This is a genomic window from Hymenobacter sp., from assembly GCF_035709525.1.
GTDB lineage: Bacteria > Bacteroidota > Bacteroidia > Cytophagales > Hymenobacteraceae > Hymenobacter.
On the sequence record NZ_DASTEP010000133.1, the window covers coordinates 20,045 to 36,379 of the forward strand.

Annotated in this window: 13 protein-coding genes and 1 pseudogene; 6 read left to right on the forward strand and 8 right to left on the reverse strand. The window is 66.1% G+C overall.

Annotated features, from left to right (window positions below; genetic code table 11):
- Positions 1-12: 12 nt before the first annotated feature.
- Together VFO93_RS11540 and VFO93_RS11545 are read right to left on the reverse strand one after the other, a co-directional pair.
- On the reverse strand, positions 13-627 hold the full coding sequence (locus VFO93_RS11540; RefSeq protein ID WP_325134524.1) for a hypothetical protein: 615 nt from the start codon (positions 625-627) through the stop codon (positions 13-15).
- Positions 628-946: 319 nt separating this feature from the next.
- A complete protein-coding gene (locus VFO93_RS11545; protein ID WP_325134525.1) occupies positions 947-1,099 on the reverse strand; it encodes a hypothetical protein in 153 nt (50 codons plus the stop codon).
- A gap of 374 nt (positions 1,100-1,473) precedes the next feature.
- Between VFO93_RS11545 and VFO93_RS11550 the strand changes: the two genes are divergently transcribed.
- The 3 genes from VFO93_RS11550 to VFO93_RS11560 are packed head-to-tail and all read left to right on the forward strand — an operon-like array spanning position 1,474 to position 5,816.
- The gene (locus VFO93_RS11550) at positions 1,474-3,876 is read left to right on the forward strand and encodes a hypothetical protein (RefSeq protein WP_325134526.1); all 2,403 of its coding nucleotides are present in this window, start codon (positions 1,474-1,476) and stop codon (positions 3,874-3,876) included.
- 3 nt (positions 3,877-3,879) lie between these two features.
- Positions 3,880-5,175, forward strand: coding sequence for a hypothetical protein (locus VFO93_RS11555; protein ID WP_325134527.1), 1,296 nt, complete (start codon positions 3,880-3,882; stop codon positions 5,173-5,175).
- Complete coding sequence (locus tag VFO93_RS11560; RefSeq protein WP_325134528.1) at positions 5,172-5,816, forward strand: hypothetical protein; 645 nt, start codon at positions 5,172-5,174, stop codon at positions 5,814-5,816. The genes VFO93_RS11555 and VFO93_RS11560 overlap by 4 nt, the downstream gene beginning before the upstream one ends.
- A gap of 1,504 nt (positions 5,817-7,320) precedes the next feature.
- Here the strand turns inward: VFO93_RS11560 and VFO93_RS11565 are convergent.
- From VFO93_RS11565 to VFO93_RS11590, 6 genes are all read right to left on the reverse strand, one after another.
- Positions 7,321-10,047, reverse strand: coding sequence for a hypothetical protein (locus VFO93_RS11565; RefSeq protein WP_325134529.1), 2,727 nt, complete (start codon positions 10,045-10,047; stop codon positions 7,321-7,323).
- 174 nt (positions 10,048-10,221) lie between these two features.
- Complete coding sequence (locus VFO93_RS11570) at positions 10,222-10,893, reverse strand: glycoside hydrolase family 108 protein (protein ID WP_325134530.1); 672 nt, start codon at positions 10,891-10,893, stop codon at positions 10,222-10,224.
- Positions 10,894-10,991: 98 nt separating this feature from the next.
- Entirely contained in the window at positions 10,992-11,375 is a 384-nt protein-coding gene (locus VFO93_RS11575) for a hypothetical protein (RefSeq protein ID WP_325134531.1), read from the reverse strand.
- On the reverse strand, positions 11,308-11,601 hold the full coding sequence (locus VFO93_RS11580) for a hypothetical protein (protein ID WP_325134532.1): 294 nt from the start codon (positions 11,599-11,601) through the stop codon (positions 11,308-11,310). Before VFO93_RS11580 ends, VFO93_RS11575 begins: the two co-directional genes overlap by 68 nt.
- Before the next feature lie 55 nt (positions 11,602-11,656).
- Complete coding sequence (locus VFO93_RS11585) at positions 11,657-11,995, reverse strand: hypothetical protein (RefSeq protein ID WP_325134533.1); 339 nt, start codon at positions 11,993-11,995, stop codon at positions 11,657-11,659.
- A gap of 32 nt (positions 11,996-12,027) precedes the next feature.
- Positions 12,028-12,297, reverse strand: coding sequence for a hypothetical protein (locus VFO93_RS11590; protein ID WP_325134534.1), 270 nt, complete (start codon positions 12,295-12,297; stop codon positions 12,028-12,030).
- A gap of 680 nt (positions 12,298-12,977) precedes the next feature.
- On the opposite strand from VFO93_RS11590, the gene VFO93_RS11595 reads away from it, so the two are divergent.
- From VFO93_RS11595 to VFO93_RS11605, 3 genes and pseudogenes are all read left to right on the forward strand, one after another.
- Positions 12,978-14,729 (forward strand): hypothetical protein, encoded by a 1,752-nt coding sequence (locus tag VFO93_RS11595; RefSeq protein WP_325134535.1) that lies wholly within the window; start codon positions 12,978-12,980, stop codon positions 14,727-14,729.
- Between the two features lie 40 nt (positions 14,730-14,769).
- A complete protein-coding gene (locus VFO93_RS11600; RefSeq protein WP_325134536.1) occupies positions 14,770-15,621 on the forward strand; it encodes a DUF6734 family protein in 852 nt (283 codons plus the stop codon).
- Between the two features lie 269 nt (positions 15,622-15,890).
- Positions 15,891-16,335: pseudogene (locus VFO93_RS11605) on the forward strand (hypothetical protein); the annotation flags it as partial.

Sequence of the window (16,335 nt, forward strand, 5' to 3'; positions counted from 1 at the left end):
TACTATTGCCATTCAGCTTATTGCCGGTATTAGCGCCGCTCGGCGCGGTAGCCGCCACCGCTGTGGCCGAGGCTGCCGCAGTAGCCGCGCCATACACGCCAAACGTTGCCGTATTGGCCTCAGCGTCACTTGGCAGTTGCGAATGGTATTGAACTGGCAGCCGTCGGTGGGGGAAGGCCGAAACAGCGCGATACCAAACTCCATTTGCGTGGTTGCCGTGGTGTTGGCCGCGTTTTCGACCAGGCTCAGGCCGTCCAGGGTCACGTAGTCGGCCCCCGAAAAACCGATAATGGCATCGAGCGCCCCCGTACCCGCCGCCGCCGTAATCTCCGGGTTGGCCCCAGTGCCCAACTTCTGAAATACAATGGGACTGGCAGCCGTGCCCGAAGCCGTTATCAGCAGGTTTGCCGCCGTTTCGGTGTAGCCCGCCGCCACGTTGAACGTGACGCCGCCCGCGCCCACGCCCTGCGCGTTGAGGTCGGTGATAGCCGCCGCCAGGGTGGCATACGAGCCTGGAATAGTCTTGGTACCAGCAAGCTGCGCCTGCGCATCAAACGTGACCAGGGCGGCCACTACTACCCCCGCCAGCCACCGGCCAAGCCGGTTAGCAGGTAAGTGTATTTGCATAAAACATAGATGATTAAGAATAAGAATTAGACGAAAAGGCCTAAAAAAATCCTTGGCTTTTCGCCAGGGGTCGAAGGTATGTAGCTAGCATGAAATTCTGCACTATCACTCCTTATTAGCTGAGCGATTTAACATTAACTCAACATCAGCAAATTTTCACTGTGCAGCAGGTTTGCCCACCAAGTAAGAGTCTACCCCTTTGCTATAAATCTTTTGCTTTGGAAGCAGTCCAGTGACTTGCCTCAGTTTCTACCCTGCGCCGCTGTTGCTTTCTGGCCCGAAAGCGCCTCATGCTTGAGGCATAAAACACGCGTTACTGCTACTTTTCCAAGAAGTTATTACTTGGGTTATCGTAGGCGACGAGCCAGCGCAGCAGGGCGGCCTCGGTGCGCACGACGAAGCGGGCCACGTCCTGGCCCAGCGCCAGCCAGGTCTGGGTGAGGCGCAGTAGGGCGGGGCCAGCGGCCTGCAAAATGGCCGCCGGGAGCGGCGGAGCCCGCCCGACAGCCCGGACAGCCGGGGGCCGGGCGCTACCAGGCGCCGCCATTGCCACAAAGCCCGGGGGCAGTGCGCCTTCTGGTGGGGTGGCCGGGCCCCCAATGGCCAGCAGCGAGCCCAGCGGCAGTAGCGGGGCATTTTGCCGCTATTACCAGAAGGATGCTTGTGCAAGTGCGACTTACCCCGCGCGCAAATGGTGAAAGGCGGGTCTGTCGCCGAAATATTTGCGCAGGCTTTCACCAGTCTTTCCCGGTGCTTTTCACTGGTGCCGCCTTGGCGGTGGGCCCTGGCTGGCGCACCCGAGCCGCACCGGGGTATTCGTTCAATAAACTGATTTTCAATTACCCTATGTCATTACTCACCAATGACCTGACGCGCAGTATGCAGGAGCTGCTGGCATCGGGCCAGCGCATGCCGGCCCAAGACCTGCGCGCCTTTCAGGCCAAGATGATTGCCGCGCTTGCGCTGCTGGAAGCCCGGGCGCGGGGCAGCCAGATTTTTTACACCAGCGGCCCACCCGCCGCCACGCTGGGCCTGGCCGGCGACCTGGCCGTAGACCGCCTGACCGGGAGCTTCTACCAGCACACAGGCGGCGCGTTCGAGCTGCTTTTTACGGCCGCTGCCCCCACACTTCCCGCGCCCGCTGCCGGCGGCAGCCTGCCCCTGCTGAGCCTGGTGCGACAAGCAGCTGGCCAAGTTGAATTTTTGCTGCCAGCCGGCCATGCCACCACGCTGGGCAAGTACCGGGTGGGCCTGCGCCTGCGCGAAGGCGTGCTGGTGCAGCTGGCGGGGCGCGGGGTGAAAAACGATGCTCGCCTCGATGCCGCCTACAAGTTGCAGGGGCCTCGCACCGACAATGGGCCGCAGCTGCTGGCCGTGCGCGACGAGCTGGCCACGCTGCCCTTTCGGCAGCAGCCCAAGGTGCGGCTGCTGATGCCCAAAGGCGGCGTAGTAGCCTACAAAAACAACCGCTGGGCGGCCGACCTCAACGACCTGACCGTGGACCTCAACGGCAGCACCCTCGTGTGCGATTACGACGGCCCGGACAACATGCTGGGGCGCAGCATCTTCAATGGGGTGATGCTTCAGCGCAATGTGGCCGGGTATGCGGGAGCAAAGGAGTACATCGCCCCGGTGCTGCTGGCCGATGCCTACGCGGGCGACACCGAGCTGACGGCCCTGGAGGCAGGCGCATTTGACGACGAAAACGTGTGGTTTGCGGGAGCCTTCGTGCTGCCCTGGGCCAAGGAAACCGTGTTTCGGGGCGAGCCGGTGGGGGCCCGCCACTTCGAGGATGGCTCGACCCGCATCTTGTCGGTAGACCGGCCCAACCAGCGGCTCAAGCTGAGCCAGCCGCTGCAATTCGACTACCTGCGCAGCTACCCCGACTACACGGGCACCCGCGGCGCGCCCTCGGGCGTGGGCCGGGTACACTCGCTCGACCACCCGCTGCACCGCATTCCCGCCCGCCTTGTCTTCCAGAATGGCACCCTGGTGGCCGCGCGCAGCACGCACGAGGCGTTTGCGATGGTGGCCAAAGACCTGGTGCGCCTGCACAAGGTCAGGCTTATCGGCAACCTGACGCCCACCGAGTGCCCCGGAGCCTTCGAGGCCGAAGACGTGGAAATAGTGGGCGAAGTAGAACTCGACAAGCTCGTAAGCCGCCACAAGCCGCTCTCTTTCATCCAGGTACACGCCCACGGCCTGGTGAGCAACGGCGGCGGCAGCGGGGGCTTTAGCTGGCAGGGCGGGCAGTCGGATACTTCCATCCAAGTGTGCGCGCCCACGGTAGACATTCGCGGGGTGGCGTGCCATGCCCAAGCCTATGCGCTGTACGACGTATCGACCGATACCACGATTGAAAAGGAAGCCGACGCCTGCATCCAGGACTACTCGGGCGCGCAGCCCGTGGAGGAGTTCCGCCTCGGCGGCAACTCGTTTGGGGCCACCAACCGGGCGAGTGCCTACATCGATATCGCGGCCTACCGGGAGTATTACCTCAGCGAGGTAGACGATGACGGCTGCATTGTCCAGCGCTGGGATGGCTCGGACAACCAGCAGCAGTTTGGCCTGTGGAAGTGCGCCGCGCCCGGCACGCCGCTCTTCACGGTGGACGGGGCCAAGGGCGGGCGCATTCTCGAAACGCGCTTCACCAAGTACGGCAACAACGCCCCGGGGGGCATCTTCCGCACCAGCTACACCGGCCCGCGCCTGGCGGCCGGCGAAACCGTGACCTGGACGCACATCAAAACGGTGCGCGACGACGAGGGCCACCGCGTGCTCACGCCCGGCCACCCGGCCACCCTCTACTCCGAGGATGCCCTCATCTGGAAGGGCAACCAGCTGCCGGCCACCGCCACCAGCCGCACGGTCACCATTACCAAACGCGACCTGCTCTTCAACGAGCACGGGGCGGCCTACTTCAAGTTCCGCGCCTTTCCTACCAGCGTCACCTTCCGGTCGCCGGCAGCGGCGGCGGGTGGCAAGGTCAAGGTATCTATGCTGACCAAAAATAAAGACTCCGGTATCGACCTAGCGTGCTTCGCCCTCAACTCCACTACCCCCCGCACCTGCTCGGCCAGCGCCAGCAGCGGCGGTATGACGGGCATCGACGCGGGCGAGCCCGAGCTAAACCAGTTTCGGCCGGCGGGCTTCGGCCGGTTCTACTACTATGCCAACGTGTACGTGGGCAACATCAGCCTGGCCGCCGCGCCGGATTTTTCTCTAATCTTCACCTTCGACACGTACTAAGCGATGGCGGATATAATTTTAGCGCCCGCCGCCGAGCTGGGCGGCACGGTAGCAATCGAGCAAACAGTAGTGGATGGCCAAGCCAGCGCCCAGCGGGCGCTGAGCTTCCCCAACATAGACCTGCAAGCCTTCGACCTCGTCGTTTTTGAGCAAGACACCGCCGGCGGCTGGAACCCGGTGGCCAGCACCGTGGGCGTAGCCGAAGGCACCAGCGCCCCGGATGGGTACACGCGGCCGGAAGCAGATGAGCGCTTCGGCGACTTGCCCACCCAGCAGCAGCACACCCAGGAGCTGGCAAACCAGGCGCAACGCATCGGCGATTTTCCCGACTACGTGGCGCAGGCTATCAAGGACACGCTGGGCCAGCCCTGCGTGGTCTATCACCAGGGCCAGGTTACCCGCCAGCGGCTTGATATTTTCACGCCCTACACCAATGACCGAACGCCGCACGACCTGCTGGAGCTGCATGGCTACATCAATTCGCAGCTGGGTTTGCGCTGGATGGATTACCGCGTCAAAGGCGTTGGGGCAGTGGTCAGCGGCGGGGCATATATCGCGGCGGGCGGCACGCCGCGCAACATGGAAATCGACGGCATAACGTTTCTCAGCAGCCTGTACGCGTTTGAGTCGGACAGCGATGGTGGGGTAGCCGGGGCTGGCCACAACATCCGCATCCTCAACAGCCCCTACATCGGGGCGGTCGAGATTTTTCAGTCCCAGAACAACGGCAACAACGACCGCCACACGTTCATCAACTGCAACATCGGCCGCATGTCTCGCTTAGCGGCCTACTTTGGTAAACCTGGTCACCTCGTGCAGTTTGACCGCTGCACGCTCGGCCAGTCGCTGACGGGCGGCAGCGTATTTGATTACTACGGCCCCACCGACCTGCGCTGCCGGGTAACTAACTCCACCATTTACCTCAACGCCGGGGTTACGCTGGGCCGGGGCACCTCTTCGCCGGCGCGGCTGCAATTCGTCAACTGCACGCTGGTGTACCCCGATGGCACGAGCGTGCCCTTCGACAACTCCGACGAGGAAAGCGGCAGCGTGGTGCGCTTCACCAAGGATGCCGACTACCCGCCCATTGCCAGCGGCACGTTTACGGTAGATGTGACAGGGGCGCAGCGCGGGGCCGTGGTGTTTGCCGAGCTGGGGGCCAGCGCCACGCCGCCCGAGCTCAACCCGGACACGTTTGAGCTGGAGGGCGGCGCCTACGAGGCGGGCAAGCGCCTGAGCTACGCCTTTCGCGTGGCCAGCACCGGCAAGATTCGCTACCTCATTTCCCGGCTGCCATGAGCAAGCTAAGCTACTACTACGCGCTGCGGCGGCGCATTGCCCGGCCGCCCATAGTGCTCGGCCCACTGCGCACGCTGCGCTACGACGACCAGGACTACTCGTTTTTCACCTACGCCGGCACCTGGTTCAAGGCCAATCATGAGTGGCCGGGGGGCTCTTATCAGAACACCGTAACCCACCGGGCGGCCGTGGTGCCCACCGAAGCCCTGCCCACGCTCACTACCCAGGTGATTACCTTTGGGGGCGACCCCAGCGAGGGCATCGCCTTTTGGGGCGCGGCCGAGGACAGTGGCCAAATCCGCTTCTTTATGCGCGCCCTCGACAGCGAAACCAACTCGGACTGGGTGCCGTTTGGCGCGCCCTTCGGTACCTACTGCCTTAGCTGGGTATGGAGAGCTACTGCCCCCCGCTCCGACGACCGCCCCGAGGCCGATGCCAACTACGATAACAATTTCATGGGCCAGAGCTACTACAGCCGCCTCGGTAGCCCCGGCCTCGTGCATGTGCATGGCATGCCGGCCGGCCGCTACCAGTTTATGGTGCAGAAGCCAGCCAATACTACCGACCCTAATGATAATGGCGACAAGGCATTATATTTTGATGGTGCTACCGTGTACACCCGCGACGCCAACTTTGCTTGACGCCCCTCTCAGCCTTGGGCTGCGCCAACCCGGCCTCCCACCCTTGCCTAAAAAGCCGCCGCAGAATACTCTGCGGCGGCTTTACTTTGGCGCATTCGCGCCGGCCGCGCACGCGTGGAGCAGCTGGCTACGTTGCGTTTCGCCACTGCCCCGCCGCCACTACAGGTTTGTGTATAAGAAAAGCACGCACGAGCGCCATCCAGGGGAGGACGCCCGTGCGGCTGAAGAGGTTATGGAGTAAGTATCTGCCATATTTTTAAGCCCTTTGCCTACTGTCGCTTGCTATGCACAGCAGCCGCGGACGTGTACAAAGCCATATCGACTTTAGCGTAGATAATATCTTCAATAGTGGCTACGGCCAGGCAATATTCGTCGGCTATCTGGGATAATATGTATTCTCTGCTATACTTTCGGGGTCGCGGCACCTCGGTGTAGCGTTGGCGGAAGGCTTGTCGGATGCGCTCATTGCGGCGAAGACGGTTTTTTTGGCGGACGGTCATGTTAAGTTCTGACATTTGCTTAAGCTTGCTTTAGAAGTAGGAGATACAGGCTATTGGCCAAGTGGAAGGATGCCGGGGCAGGCAGCGGAGGCTGCGGATGGCAGGCCCGGGGTAAGCAGCAAGCGTATGGCCCGGCGGCACCAGCTAGGGCGAAAGCCCCGAAGCCGGACACTACGGCCGGTAGTGGCAAGAGGGCATACCTCTCCTGCCACCCAGCCCCAGCGGGTGCGGCATCAGGCGTTGAAATAGTAGATAGGGGCGCACCCGGCCGGGCAGCGCCGCCGCGCCAGAAGGCTACTGGTGCTAGCGCGCGCTCCGTAAGCCGCGGCCAGCGCGCCGCCCGAAGGAGGAAGCAGGGCCAAACTCCCCGCAGTGCGAGGACAAGGCTGGTTTGCCCGGCCGGGCAAGCGCGGAAAGGGTGTATTGCCGCCGTCGCAAACGAAGGAGGAAGCGTAGGCAGGCGTGCATAAAACTACTTAGGAGTACAACCATGAAGTGCGTTTAAAGTATTGATGAACATATATATAAAATGTATGGCCGCAAGCAGCAAAAGCAGAAGGCTCCGAAGAGGGAGCGTAAGAGTAGCAGTGTGGGTAAAGGGGGTTCGTAGCTACCCGGCACCGGCCGGGCAGGTTACTGGTGTGCTGTACGAACGCGTTAGCAAGAAGCAACGCGGCGGTTAGTTGTAGCCGGGCCTTTTCTGGCCGTACTGGCCATCAACGCCTGAATAGCAGGTAAATTTCCAGTTATTATTAGTAAATTTCCACTATCACCAGCTTGTCAGCCATTGCTTTGTAGTCATTCAGAGCCGGGCAAAATAGTAGACTTGCCGTTTTCGGGGCCGGTGGTGTAGCAGCACTCGAAACCCCGCTAAAGCAGGAAAATTGCCGAAAAACGCATTCGCTGCCGCGCTGGATAGCCGTGCTGGCTTGCCCATTCACTATGGCGGGCAGCAGCCGAGTGCCGGGGCGGCCAGCATGGCCGAGTGCCGGAGTAGGGATGTGCTAATCGCGGCGCAGAAGCTTCACCGACATTTCGCCCCAGATGGTGCCCCCAAAGCCATCGAGGTACATGTAAGTATGCACTGCTTCGCCCGCGCTCAGGTGCAGCAGGCAGGTGTGCTGGTGTCCCTTGCGGTTGGTACCGTTGGTCTGCCAGATGGTGTTCCAGCTCACCCATTCGCCGTCCTGGTTGCTGGGGCCGGTGCCGAGGGCATAGTTGCTGCCTACCGGGCCGCTGTCATCGTGCAGGCGCACCTTGGCCGCCAGCTCGTAGGTGCCGCTAAGGGGGGCCACGTAGGCGCTGGCGGCTTGGTCCCAGCCGCCTGCAGTGCCCGCCGGCCGCACATCGAGCCCGGTGCCGCTGAGGGGCACGGTGTAGAAGCCGCCGCTGCCTAGGTCACCACGCAGCGTGGCCGTGGCCAGCACTTCGAGCCCGGCGGCGGTGGCCGCCAGAGCGAGCGGCCGCGTATCGAGGCGGCTCACGGTACCGTCGGCAGCAAGCAGGGTTACGTTCTCAAACGTGGGCAGCTGCGCCGGGGGCGTGTTGTTGTCGTAGAGCGTGGCCGTGCCCGCCAGCTTGATGACCGAGTTGGCGATAACCAGGGCGCTGGCCGTGGCTGGCCCGCTGCCCCCAAACACCGAGCCCTCCGCCAGGCCCTGCCCGAATACGCAGTGCGCAAAGCGATGCACCGTGCCGGAGGCTGCCCCTGTGCGCTCGATGCGCCGAATGGTGCAGTAGTCGACCGAGTAGCGATTGATGCCGACGCCGGCCGCCGAATTAACGCCCGCCAGGGCCAGCCGGTTGATGTTGCAGCGCGTGAGCGTCACGTTCATGCCCGCCGTGGGCGCAGCCCCGGGGTTGAGGTTCAGGCTGGTCAGGAGCGGGCTGGTAACGTTGAAATCCAGGTAGTCGGTCACGGTCAGGTCGGAAATGGCCACGCGCATCCCCGTCGAGCCCCGCCCGATGGCCACGTCGCGGGCTACCACGCCGTTGCCGTTGATGGTGAAGTCGTAGTTGCGGAGGAACAGCGTTTTGGTCGTCCAGTCGCCCACTAAGTCAATGCGGTCGTGCGCGGGCATCACCGAGCCCACCGGGTGCGTAAAGTCGGGCAGCCGGTAGCTCGTGGGCTGGCCATTGCGATACACCACGCAGTTTACCTGGCTTTGGCGATGCAGCACGTTGCCGAGCAGCTCCCTGGCCACCTGCGCGGGCTCTTCTACCAGCTGGCCCTGCCAGAAGCGCCGGCCCGCGCAGTTGGTAAAGCCGGGGTCGAGGCCCTGCGTGGCCTCCACGTCCTCAAACGTGCGCGGCGCGTAGTGGCGCAGCTGCACATCGGTCAGCCGGTTGCGGGCAAAGGGCACGCCGGCCAGCGCCACGGCCTCCAGGCGCACCCGCTCCAGGGTATTGTCGCAAAACCAGAGCCCCTCCACGTAGTGCAGGCTATTGTCGAGCACCACGGCGCGCAGCAAGTTGCCGCGCACCCCCGGGTGCCCCCAGGGAAAGCCTGCCAGTGAGCTGTCGCGCAGCACGTTGCCCTGCTTGTCGCGGCGCTGGCTGATGGTATCGGTTGCCAGGTCGTACCGAACGGCGTCGTAGCAGGGCACGGAGTTGCCAAACGCATCCGCGCCGGCCCCGGTGGCGGGCACCCAGGCCGCGCCGGTGCCGGGCTCCTGGCGGGCATCGCCGGCCGGGGCCAGCTGCCAGGTGCTTCCCAGCCAGCGCACTACCGGGCTGGCCGCCAGCGCCGGCACCACGGCCCCCCGGCTGGTGATGGGGGCAAAGCGATGCAGCACCCCGCTGCGTAACGCCCGGTTCTGGTCGATTTGATAAGCCTGCTGCGGGTAGCGCAGCCCCTGCACCCAGGTGGTTTCGGTGAGCGTGTTTGCCGAGAAGCCCAGCGTGACGACGTTGGTGGTTTCCTCCAGCACGATTTGCCCGCTGAAAATACCGCTGAAGCTAAACGCCGGATACCCAGTCTGGGGAATAGTGTCTTGGTAGTCAACTATAAACTTGCGGTAGGGTGCCTGCCCGGTGGTGAAGTAGCGCACCGTGCCCGGGCTCACTATCAGGTCGCCCCAGCACAGGTACACCGAGGCGTAGCCCGGGGCCAGCGCCTGCTGGTTGTACTCGGAGCGGAAGTAGGCCGGGTCGAATACCAGCCGGCCGTTGCTGTCGACCGCGACCTCCGCGTACGACACTCCTCCAAACTCAAACGCAAACGGCAACTGGGCGACAACCACCTTGTCGTCGCCATCGAGGCGATAATCCACAAAGTCCGTTTCCTGCGGCACGATGCCAGTGAAGGGGCTTTCCGTCAGCTCGTAGGTAGTGCCCGTGGCGGGGCCCTGCTCAAAAAAATTGGTGCGCCAGAGCGGGCGCTCGTAGTCTGGCACGCGGGTGCAAAGCACCGCCTCGCGGGCCAGCGCGTCGGCCGCCACTGCCTGCGCCAGCACGCGGCCGCTGCTGCTCAGCCCGGGGCCGGGGCGGTTGCCGATGAGGTAGTAGGCCCCGGGCTGGAGCTCGCCGGCCTGCTGCTGGCGCATTACCTGCGCGTAGTCGAGGGTGCGCAGGGTTTCGCCGCGCAGGGCCTGGGGCAGGGTCGTAAGCTCGGTGGCCAAACTCAGGAGCACCTGGTTGAGGCCGGAGGCCGTAGTGCGGCCCAGCGGGCCGTTGGTGTGCACGGCCTGGTCTATTTCGGCGCGTAGCCGCGCAAGGTCTTTAAGAGGCATAAGTAGTTGAAATTAAAAATATTGCTAATAGTGACCACCCCCGGTCGACGCACTTGGCTAAGCCAAGCCAAGCCGCGCTGGCAGGGTACCATATAGTACCCGGCCAAAGTTTCTGGCCGGGCGGTAGTAAAAGCGAGTAGCAGCCGGGCCCAAGCCCCTGGTTCAGCTTGCTCTTCAGGCTTGCGGGGCCCCGGCGCAGGCGGGCAGGGCCTCGATGCGAGCCAGCCAACCCGCCAGAAACCTGGCCTGGCTGGCATCGGGGTGCAGCCGCAGCCGTGCAAACAAGCCCGCGAGCGGGTCGGGGGCGGCCAGCACCAGCGCCCCCGCCCGAAAGCGGTAAAACTGCCGCCGCAGCTGCACCAGCGCCTGGTGCAGCGCGGGGGCGGGCGCGGCATTGGCGGCCCGCAGGGTGTGCGGGCCCATCAGCCCATCCTCGGCCAGGGCCGACTGCCCCAGCTGGCGCAGCGCATACTGGAGCAGGCGCGGCGCGCGCGCCACCCCGGCATTCACGCCGTGGTCGGCCAGCTGCTCGGCTACGGCTTGGCTGCTGAGCTCAGTTAGCCGCAGCGCATCCCAGAATGCCCGCCGGTAGAAGGCCCGCGCCTGCTCGGCCAGGCGAGCATCGGTGGCCAATTCCCGGCTGAGCCCCGGCCACCGGCCGGCCAGCACGGGGCTGGCTGCCCCAAGACGGCGCTTGGCGGCATCTACCAACGGCCAGCCAGGCCAGCCGGGGTAGTACGCGCGGGCAATGCCGCACCAGGTTTCGCCCCCGCTGTCGCCCGGCAGGTGGCAGTAGCCCCCCTCGGCCCGCAGCAGGCGAGGGTAAAAAGCATCGAAGCTAGCCATTGATAAAAATTATTTAAAATCAGCAAGTTAATGAATAAAAATAGCGTGTAGTGCGGCCTGATACGCTTGCACCAGCCTGGCACGGCGAAGTGGCCCGACTAGCGGCCCAGCCAGTACCCGGCGCTCCCCGCCAAGACCAGCCCCAGCCAGCCAAGCAAGCCCCGCCGCCGGGCGCGCTGCCGCCAGTAGCGTGTGTGCTGGGCTTCGGCGGCCAGCGCCTGCTGCTGGGTGGCGAAGACCTGCTGCTGCGCTTGCAGCGCCTGCCGGTAGGAAGTAGCCGCCAGCCCAAGCGAGTCGGCTGCCTGCGCGTAGCGCTGGCTGGCCAGCCGCCAGGCCGCCGCCTCGCGGCGCACCCAGGGCAACACGGCCAACGAGTCGGCCACGCGGCGGGCCTGCCCCACGGAGAGGCTGATGCTAGTAGGCTGAGAAAAACTGCTGAAGCTGCTGAGCACTGGTATCAGCAGCAGGACGAAGCGACGCATGGCGATGAGTATGAAGGTGCAGAAGAGCCGCCCGCTGCGCGGCGGCCCGCGCCGAGTCGGCGGCGCGCTGGCCGTGCGCCCGGGCGCGGGCGGCGCGGGCCGTGTCGCGGGCCATCTGGCGCAGGGCGGCCGCCGGCTGGGGCGGGGCGGTGGGCAGGCGCGGCCCCCCACCGGTGGCGCAGGCCCATACCCCCAGACCCAGGAGCCCGCCCCCGAGCAGCAGCATAGCCCAAATGGGCAAGCGAAAACGCAGAAAGCCTAGCATGGCAAAACCCGGGCGGCTAGTCGACGCGGGGCGACGGGCCGGCCGGGGCCCCCGGCAGCGTAATGGAAGCCTCGGCCCCGGCCGCCAGCGAGGCGTCGCCGCCGCCCGTATCCTGGATGAGCGTGGACGGCATCCGGTGGAGAAAAATGCCCAGGGCCGCATCGCCCAAGGCCGCCAGGCAATAAAGCAAGACCAGGGCCCCGGTTTCATCGTGCGTGAGCGGGTGCCAGCCCACCAGCCGCACTACCAGCGGCGCGGAAACCAGCGTGAAACCCGCTTGCAGGGCCGTGAGTGTAAAGGCATTGAATACCCCACGGGCATCCTGTAAAAATTCGCGTAAATGATGCACTTTCATAAAACAAATAGGGATAAAATAGCCTGGCCCGCCTATTGCTGCGGGCCGGCCGCCACGGCCGCGAGCTGCGTGCGCAGGCCATCGATTTCGCGGGTCAGGCTGGCGAGTTGCAGCTCCAGCAGGCGCAGCTGCCCGGCCAGGGAGGCGGGGGCCAGCCCCCGGGGCAGCGCCTCGGTGGGCTCGGCCCGGGCAAAGAGTATTTCCCGCCGGGCGTCCGTCAGGAGCGGAGCCGGGGTGTGCTTTTCGTTGGCGGGCAGCCGGGTGGCAGCGACTGCGCGGGGATAATTATAAGGAGTAGTCATAGGGTGGTAATGGAGTATAAATGCTGCATAAAGAGTAGCCCGGCCGCTGGCGGAGCGGTGGGCCGGCCGTGGGCAGAACCCGCCAGCCGCCCCGCCGTATGGCACCTCCGAGGCGACGTGCGGAAGCCGGGCCAAGCCAGCGGCCCGGCTCGTTTGGTGCCTACCTAAAACACTCGCCCCGAGGCAGAAGGGAAGCGGTAAAGGCTATTAAAAAAAAGAATAGCCCGGGGCTCTTTGTCTCAAATTTCTTCTGCCTGCCGAGCATTTTCCTAGCGCTTTTGCCTGGCGATAAATACTCACTAGAAAAAGGCCCTTTGATGACCCGGTCCCGGGGTAGCCACACCCGTAGCGCCGCCGTGCCCGCCCCGCGCCGGGCGGCGGGCAGCCGGGCTCGCCCTGCCAGAAAGGGCGACGCTAACGGGCAGGTAGCGCCTGACACCCAGCTGCCCTCGCATAAGGCCCCCTGGCCCCCGGCGGGCCCATACGCCGGAGGCCAGGGGGCCGGAGCAACGCCCGGCCGGGCGTAGGGCAAGGCTCCCGGCCTGGGATAGTAACGGGTAGTTTTGCCGTGACTAGGGTTAAGAGCGCTGGGTAAGTGCGGGTTAGGCCCGAAAGCGGGTAGCGATAAGTGCGGTCGGGAAAAGGAAATTTGTCAAAAAAACAGTAGCCTTCTTTCTCTCATGTCTCTTTCCTACGACCAACTTTTGCGGGCGCTGAACGCCGCCGTGCGGGGTGCCGACCAGGGCGGCAATACGTCGGCCGCCGATTTGCGCGGCTTTCTCACTACCCTACTGGGCCACCTCGAGGCCGAGCGCACAGCGGTAGAAACGCAGCTCAGCCAGGCGGCCATGCTCGATGCCAACCGCCAGCTGCCGGCCGACCTGCTACCCCTGCGCCTGGCCCAGCAAGCCGGCGACTCGCCCACCGCCGTGCTCAGCCAGCAGGCCGCCAGCGGGCTGCTGGCGCAAAAAGAGCAAGCCGGCGTGGCGGCCGGGCTGGTGGCCACCGGGCAGCAGGCGGCGGCCATCGTGTATCGCGCCGGGGCCGTGCCGCTATACACCACGCCAGCCGCGCTGGGCCTTCACAGCCCCACGGATGCCCCCACGGTGGCGCACCACCTGCTGGTGCTGCGCAACAGCCTGGCCGCGCCCCTGTACCTCACCAGTCAGGACTATACCGTAGCCGCCCACGAGGCCGTGCTGAGCTCGGCCGTGCTGGGCGGGGGCGGGGCTTCACGCCGCATTCGGCTGGCGGGGGGACGCGTGACGGGCGCGGTGCAGCTGGACCCGGCGGGCAGCGGCGATGGGCACGACGTGCAGGTGACGCAGGCTGCCTACCTGGAGGCGCTCGCCTTCGGCGGGGCCGGGGCCACGCCCTTCAATCGCTACGTGTTCGCGGGCTGCACCATCGGGCGCATCAGCCAGGTGCCCGCGCAGCCCAACCAGCAGGTCGTCATCAGCCACTCGGTGCTGGGGGGCGTGCCCGACCAGCCGGTGATAGCAGGCGGCACGGCGGCTACCAGACTCACAATCAGTGACTGCGTGGTGGTGCTGCGGGGTACGGCCACCGTGCTGGGCGGCGGCGCGGCGGGGTTTGCACCCACGTACCGCAACGTGCTGGTGGTGGCCGCCGATGGCAGCACCTCGCTGCTGGGGGGGCCGGCCACCAGCGTGGCCGCCGCGCAGCTGAGCGATGCCAGCCCGGCCGGCCGCGACTGGCTGCGGGCCGCTGGCCCCGGCACCTGGAAGCAGCTATTGGGTATTACCAAGGCCGACCTGGGCCTGGGCCTGGCCGATAACACGGCCGACCGCGACAAGCCCGTGTCGGGCCCGGTGGCGGCCTACGTGGCAGCCGCCGTCCGGGGGCTGGCCCCGGCCTTCGTGCCCATTGGCCCGAACCAGTATGGCCAGCACCCGGCCTTCGGCAGCCAGGCCGAGGTCAATGCCTGGCTGCTGGCCCGGCCGGCGGGGGGTAGCCCCGCCGGGGCCGGCTACGTGCACTACGCCTACCCGGCCGGCACCTACGGCAGCGCGGCCCCGGGCACCGTGGTGGGCGTATATGGGGGAGGCGATGGCTACGCGGGCATCAACCCCGGCCTGCTGGCTACCTACCCCGGCCCGCGCACGCCGGCCGTGGCCTCGGTGAGCCCAGCGGCGGGCCGCACCGGCGAGGTGCTTACGGTGTACGGGCGCAACCTGGCCACGGGCCTGGTGGCTTACGTGGGAGGCTCCCACCGCTCGCCGAGCGGCAACTCGACCGAGCTTTTTGGGGCAAATGAGGCGGGCACGGTGGCCTACCTGCGCGTGCCGGCCCGGCCCGATTTTTACCCGCCCACCGAGGGCGATGCGCTTATTACCAGCCTGCTGCTGCGTGCGCCGGGCAGCTACGAGGCCTACGCCAGCGATATCCGCTTTACCTGGCTGCGCGCGTAGCCCGGCATTTTTTACCCCATCCCCGGGCAGCCCCCCTCGTATGCAAGCTGTTTTTTCTTTCTGTACCAAATTTATGGATGCGCAAAACCCGCACGCGGGCTTTGCCGACGCGGAGGCGTTTCGCTGCTCGTGCATCCTGAGCGTGCTGCTGGCCCGCCAGCAGCTGGGCCGGGCCGTGCTGTATACCGACTCGCGGGGGGCGCGGCTGCTGGAGCAGCTGCAGCTGCCCTTCGACGAAGTACACGTGGTATTCGACTACTTTCCGTACCCGCCCCACCTCTGGATGGCCAGCAAGCTGCTTACCTACCGCCGTCAGACGGTGCCCTTCGTACACATTGACCTCGATGCCTACCTGTGGGCCCCCCTGCCGCCGCGCCTGGCCGGGGCGGCCATTATTGCGCAGAGCAGTGAGGAAGACTACGACTGCTACGATGGCGTGCTGGCCCACTGCCTGCGTGAGGCGGGCTACCTGCCCGATTTTATGCGCCGGCACGTGGCCCGGCATGGGGCCAAGGTGCGCGCCCTGAACGCGGGCATCTACGGCGGGCACGACCTGGCTACCGTGGCCGCCTGCTGCGACGCGGCCTTCGCCCTGCTCGAGCACCCGGCCAACGAGCCCATGCTGGCCGGGCTGCGGGCCGGCCACGTCCACGTCGGCGGGCTGTTCTACGATTTCAACATCCTGCTGGAGCAGTACCTGGCGGCCGTGTACTGCCACGAGCACGAGGTGCCGGTGAGCTACGTGCTCTCCGGCCACGAGGCCCCCTACTTTACGCACCTGCTGTCGGGGGCCAAGCGCCACCCCGACAACACGGCGCAGCTGAAAAGCCGCGTGGCCCGCGACTACCCCTACCACTACCAGCTGGCCCGGCAGGCCGGGGCCCCGGGGTAGGGGCCGGCCACCCCGGCGCGCCAGGCAGCGTGGTTCCACCCGGGGCCACGCTGCTTTGCTTTGGGGAGGGCTTGGAGCGGGGTGGCCAGCCGCGCAGCGCCGGGGGCGCGAAGCGGCCGGCAGCGGGCGGCGGCATGGCAGTAGCGGGCGCGGTGAGTAACGGCAAAAGCCTGGCCTACTGGGTGGCAGCAGTTGGCCGGGGAGCTACCCGGCTGCCACCTTCGTATCGGCTGTGCCTCCCGGTTGAAGGGGCATGGCTTTCGTGCCCTATGCTTGCCCCGCTTCAAAACACGCCCGAGCCAGCCAAGCCGGCTTACACGCCTACGCTGCGGCCCGCCCAGCCTTTCTTCGCGCCCGCCGGCCGCCGCGCCGCAGCCCAGCCCTTCTTTCCTCCCAAGCCGGCCCCCAAGCCCGCCGCCCAGCCCACCCCCGCCCCGGCCCCGGCTCTGCTGGCCGCCGTGCCCCCGGCGCTCGCGCCCGCCGTGGCCCTGCTGGCCCACGCCGCCCAGCAGCAGGCCCCCTACCAACTCCTGGCCCACGCCCTGGGCCACGACCCGCTCACCGGCCGCCCCACCCCCGCCGCCCCCCGGGCCCTGGCCCGCGCCCTCGTCGGCCTGCTGCCCGACGGCCCCGCCCGCTTCCAGCAGCTGCAAGCCGCCGGCCCCGCCCTGGCCCAGCTCCCCGCCTGGCTACACCACCAGCTCGCCGCCCACC

Coding starts and splice junctions, on each gene's coding strand:
- VFO93_RS11540 (WP_325134524.1), bottom strand. CDS start 627: ATGCAAATACACTTACCTGCTAACCGGCTTGGCCGGTGGCTGGCGGGG.
- VFO93_RS11550 (WP_325134526.1), top strand. CDS start 1,474: ATGTCATTACTCACCAATGACCTGACGCGCAGTATGCAGGAGCTGCTG.
- VFO93_RS11555 (WP_325134527.1), top strand. CDS start 3,880: ATGGCGGATATAATTTTAGCGCCCGCCGCCGAGCTGGGCGGCACGGTA.
- VFO93_RS11560 (WP_325134528.1), top strand. CDS start 5,172: ATGAGCAAGCTAAGCTACTACTACGCGCTGCGGCGGCGCATTGCCCGG.
- VFO93_RS11565 (WP_325134529.1), bottom strand. CDS start 10,047: ATGCCTCTTAAAGACCTTGCGCGGCTACGCGCCGAAATAGACCAGGCC.
- VFO93_RS11570 (WP_325134530.1), bottom strand. CDS start 10,893: ATGGCTAGCTTCGATGCTTTTTACCCTCGCCTGCTGCGGGCCGAGGGG.
- VFO93_RS11575 (WP_325134531.1), bottom strand. CDS start 11,375: ATGCGTCGCTTCGTCCTGCTGCTGATACCAGTGCTCAGCAGCTTCAGC.
- VFO93_RS11580 (WP_325134532.1), bottom strand. CDS start 11,601: ATGCTGCTGCTCGGGGGCGGGCTCCTGGGTCTGGGGGTATGGGCCTGC.
- VFO93_RS11585 (WP_325134533.1), bottom strand. CDS start 11,995: ATGAAAGTGCATCATTTACGCGAATTTTTACAGGATGCCCGTGGGGTA.
- VFO93_RS11590 (WP_325134534.1), bottom strand. CDS start 12,297: ATGACTACTCCTTATAATTATCCCCGCGCAGTCGCTGCCACCCGGCTG.
- VFO93_RS11595 (WP_325134535.1), top strand. CDS start 12,978: ATGTCTCTTTCCTACGACCAACTTTTGCGGGCGCTGAACGCCGCCGTG.
- VFO93_RS11600 (WP_325134536.1), top strand. CDS start 14,770: ATGCAAGCTGTTTTTTCTTTCTGTACCAAATTTATGGATGCGCAAAAC.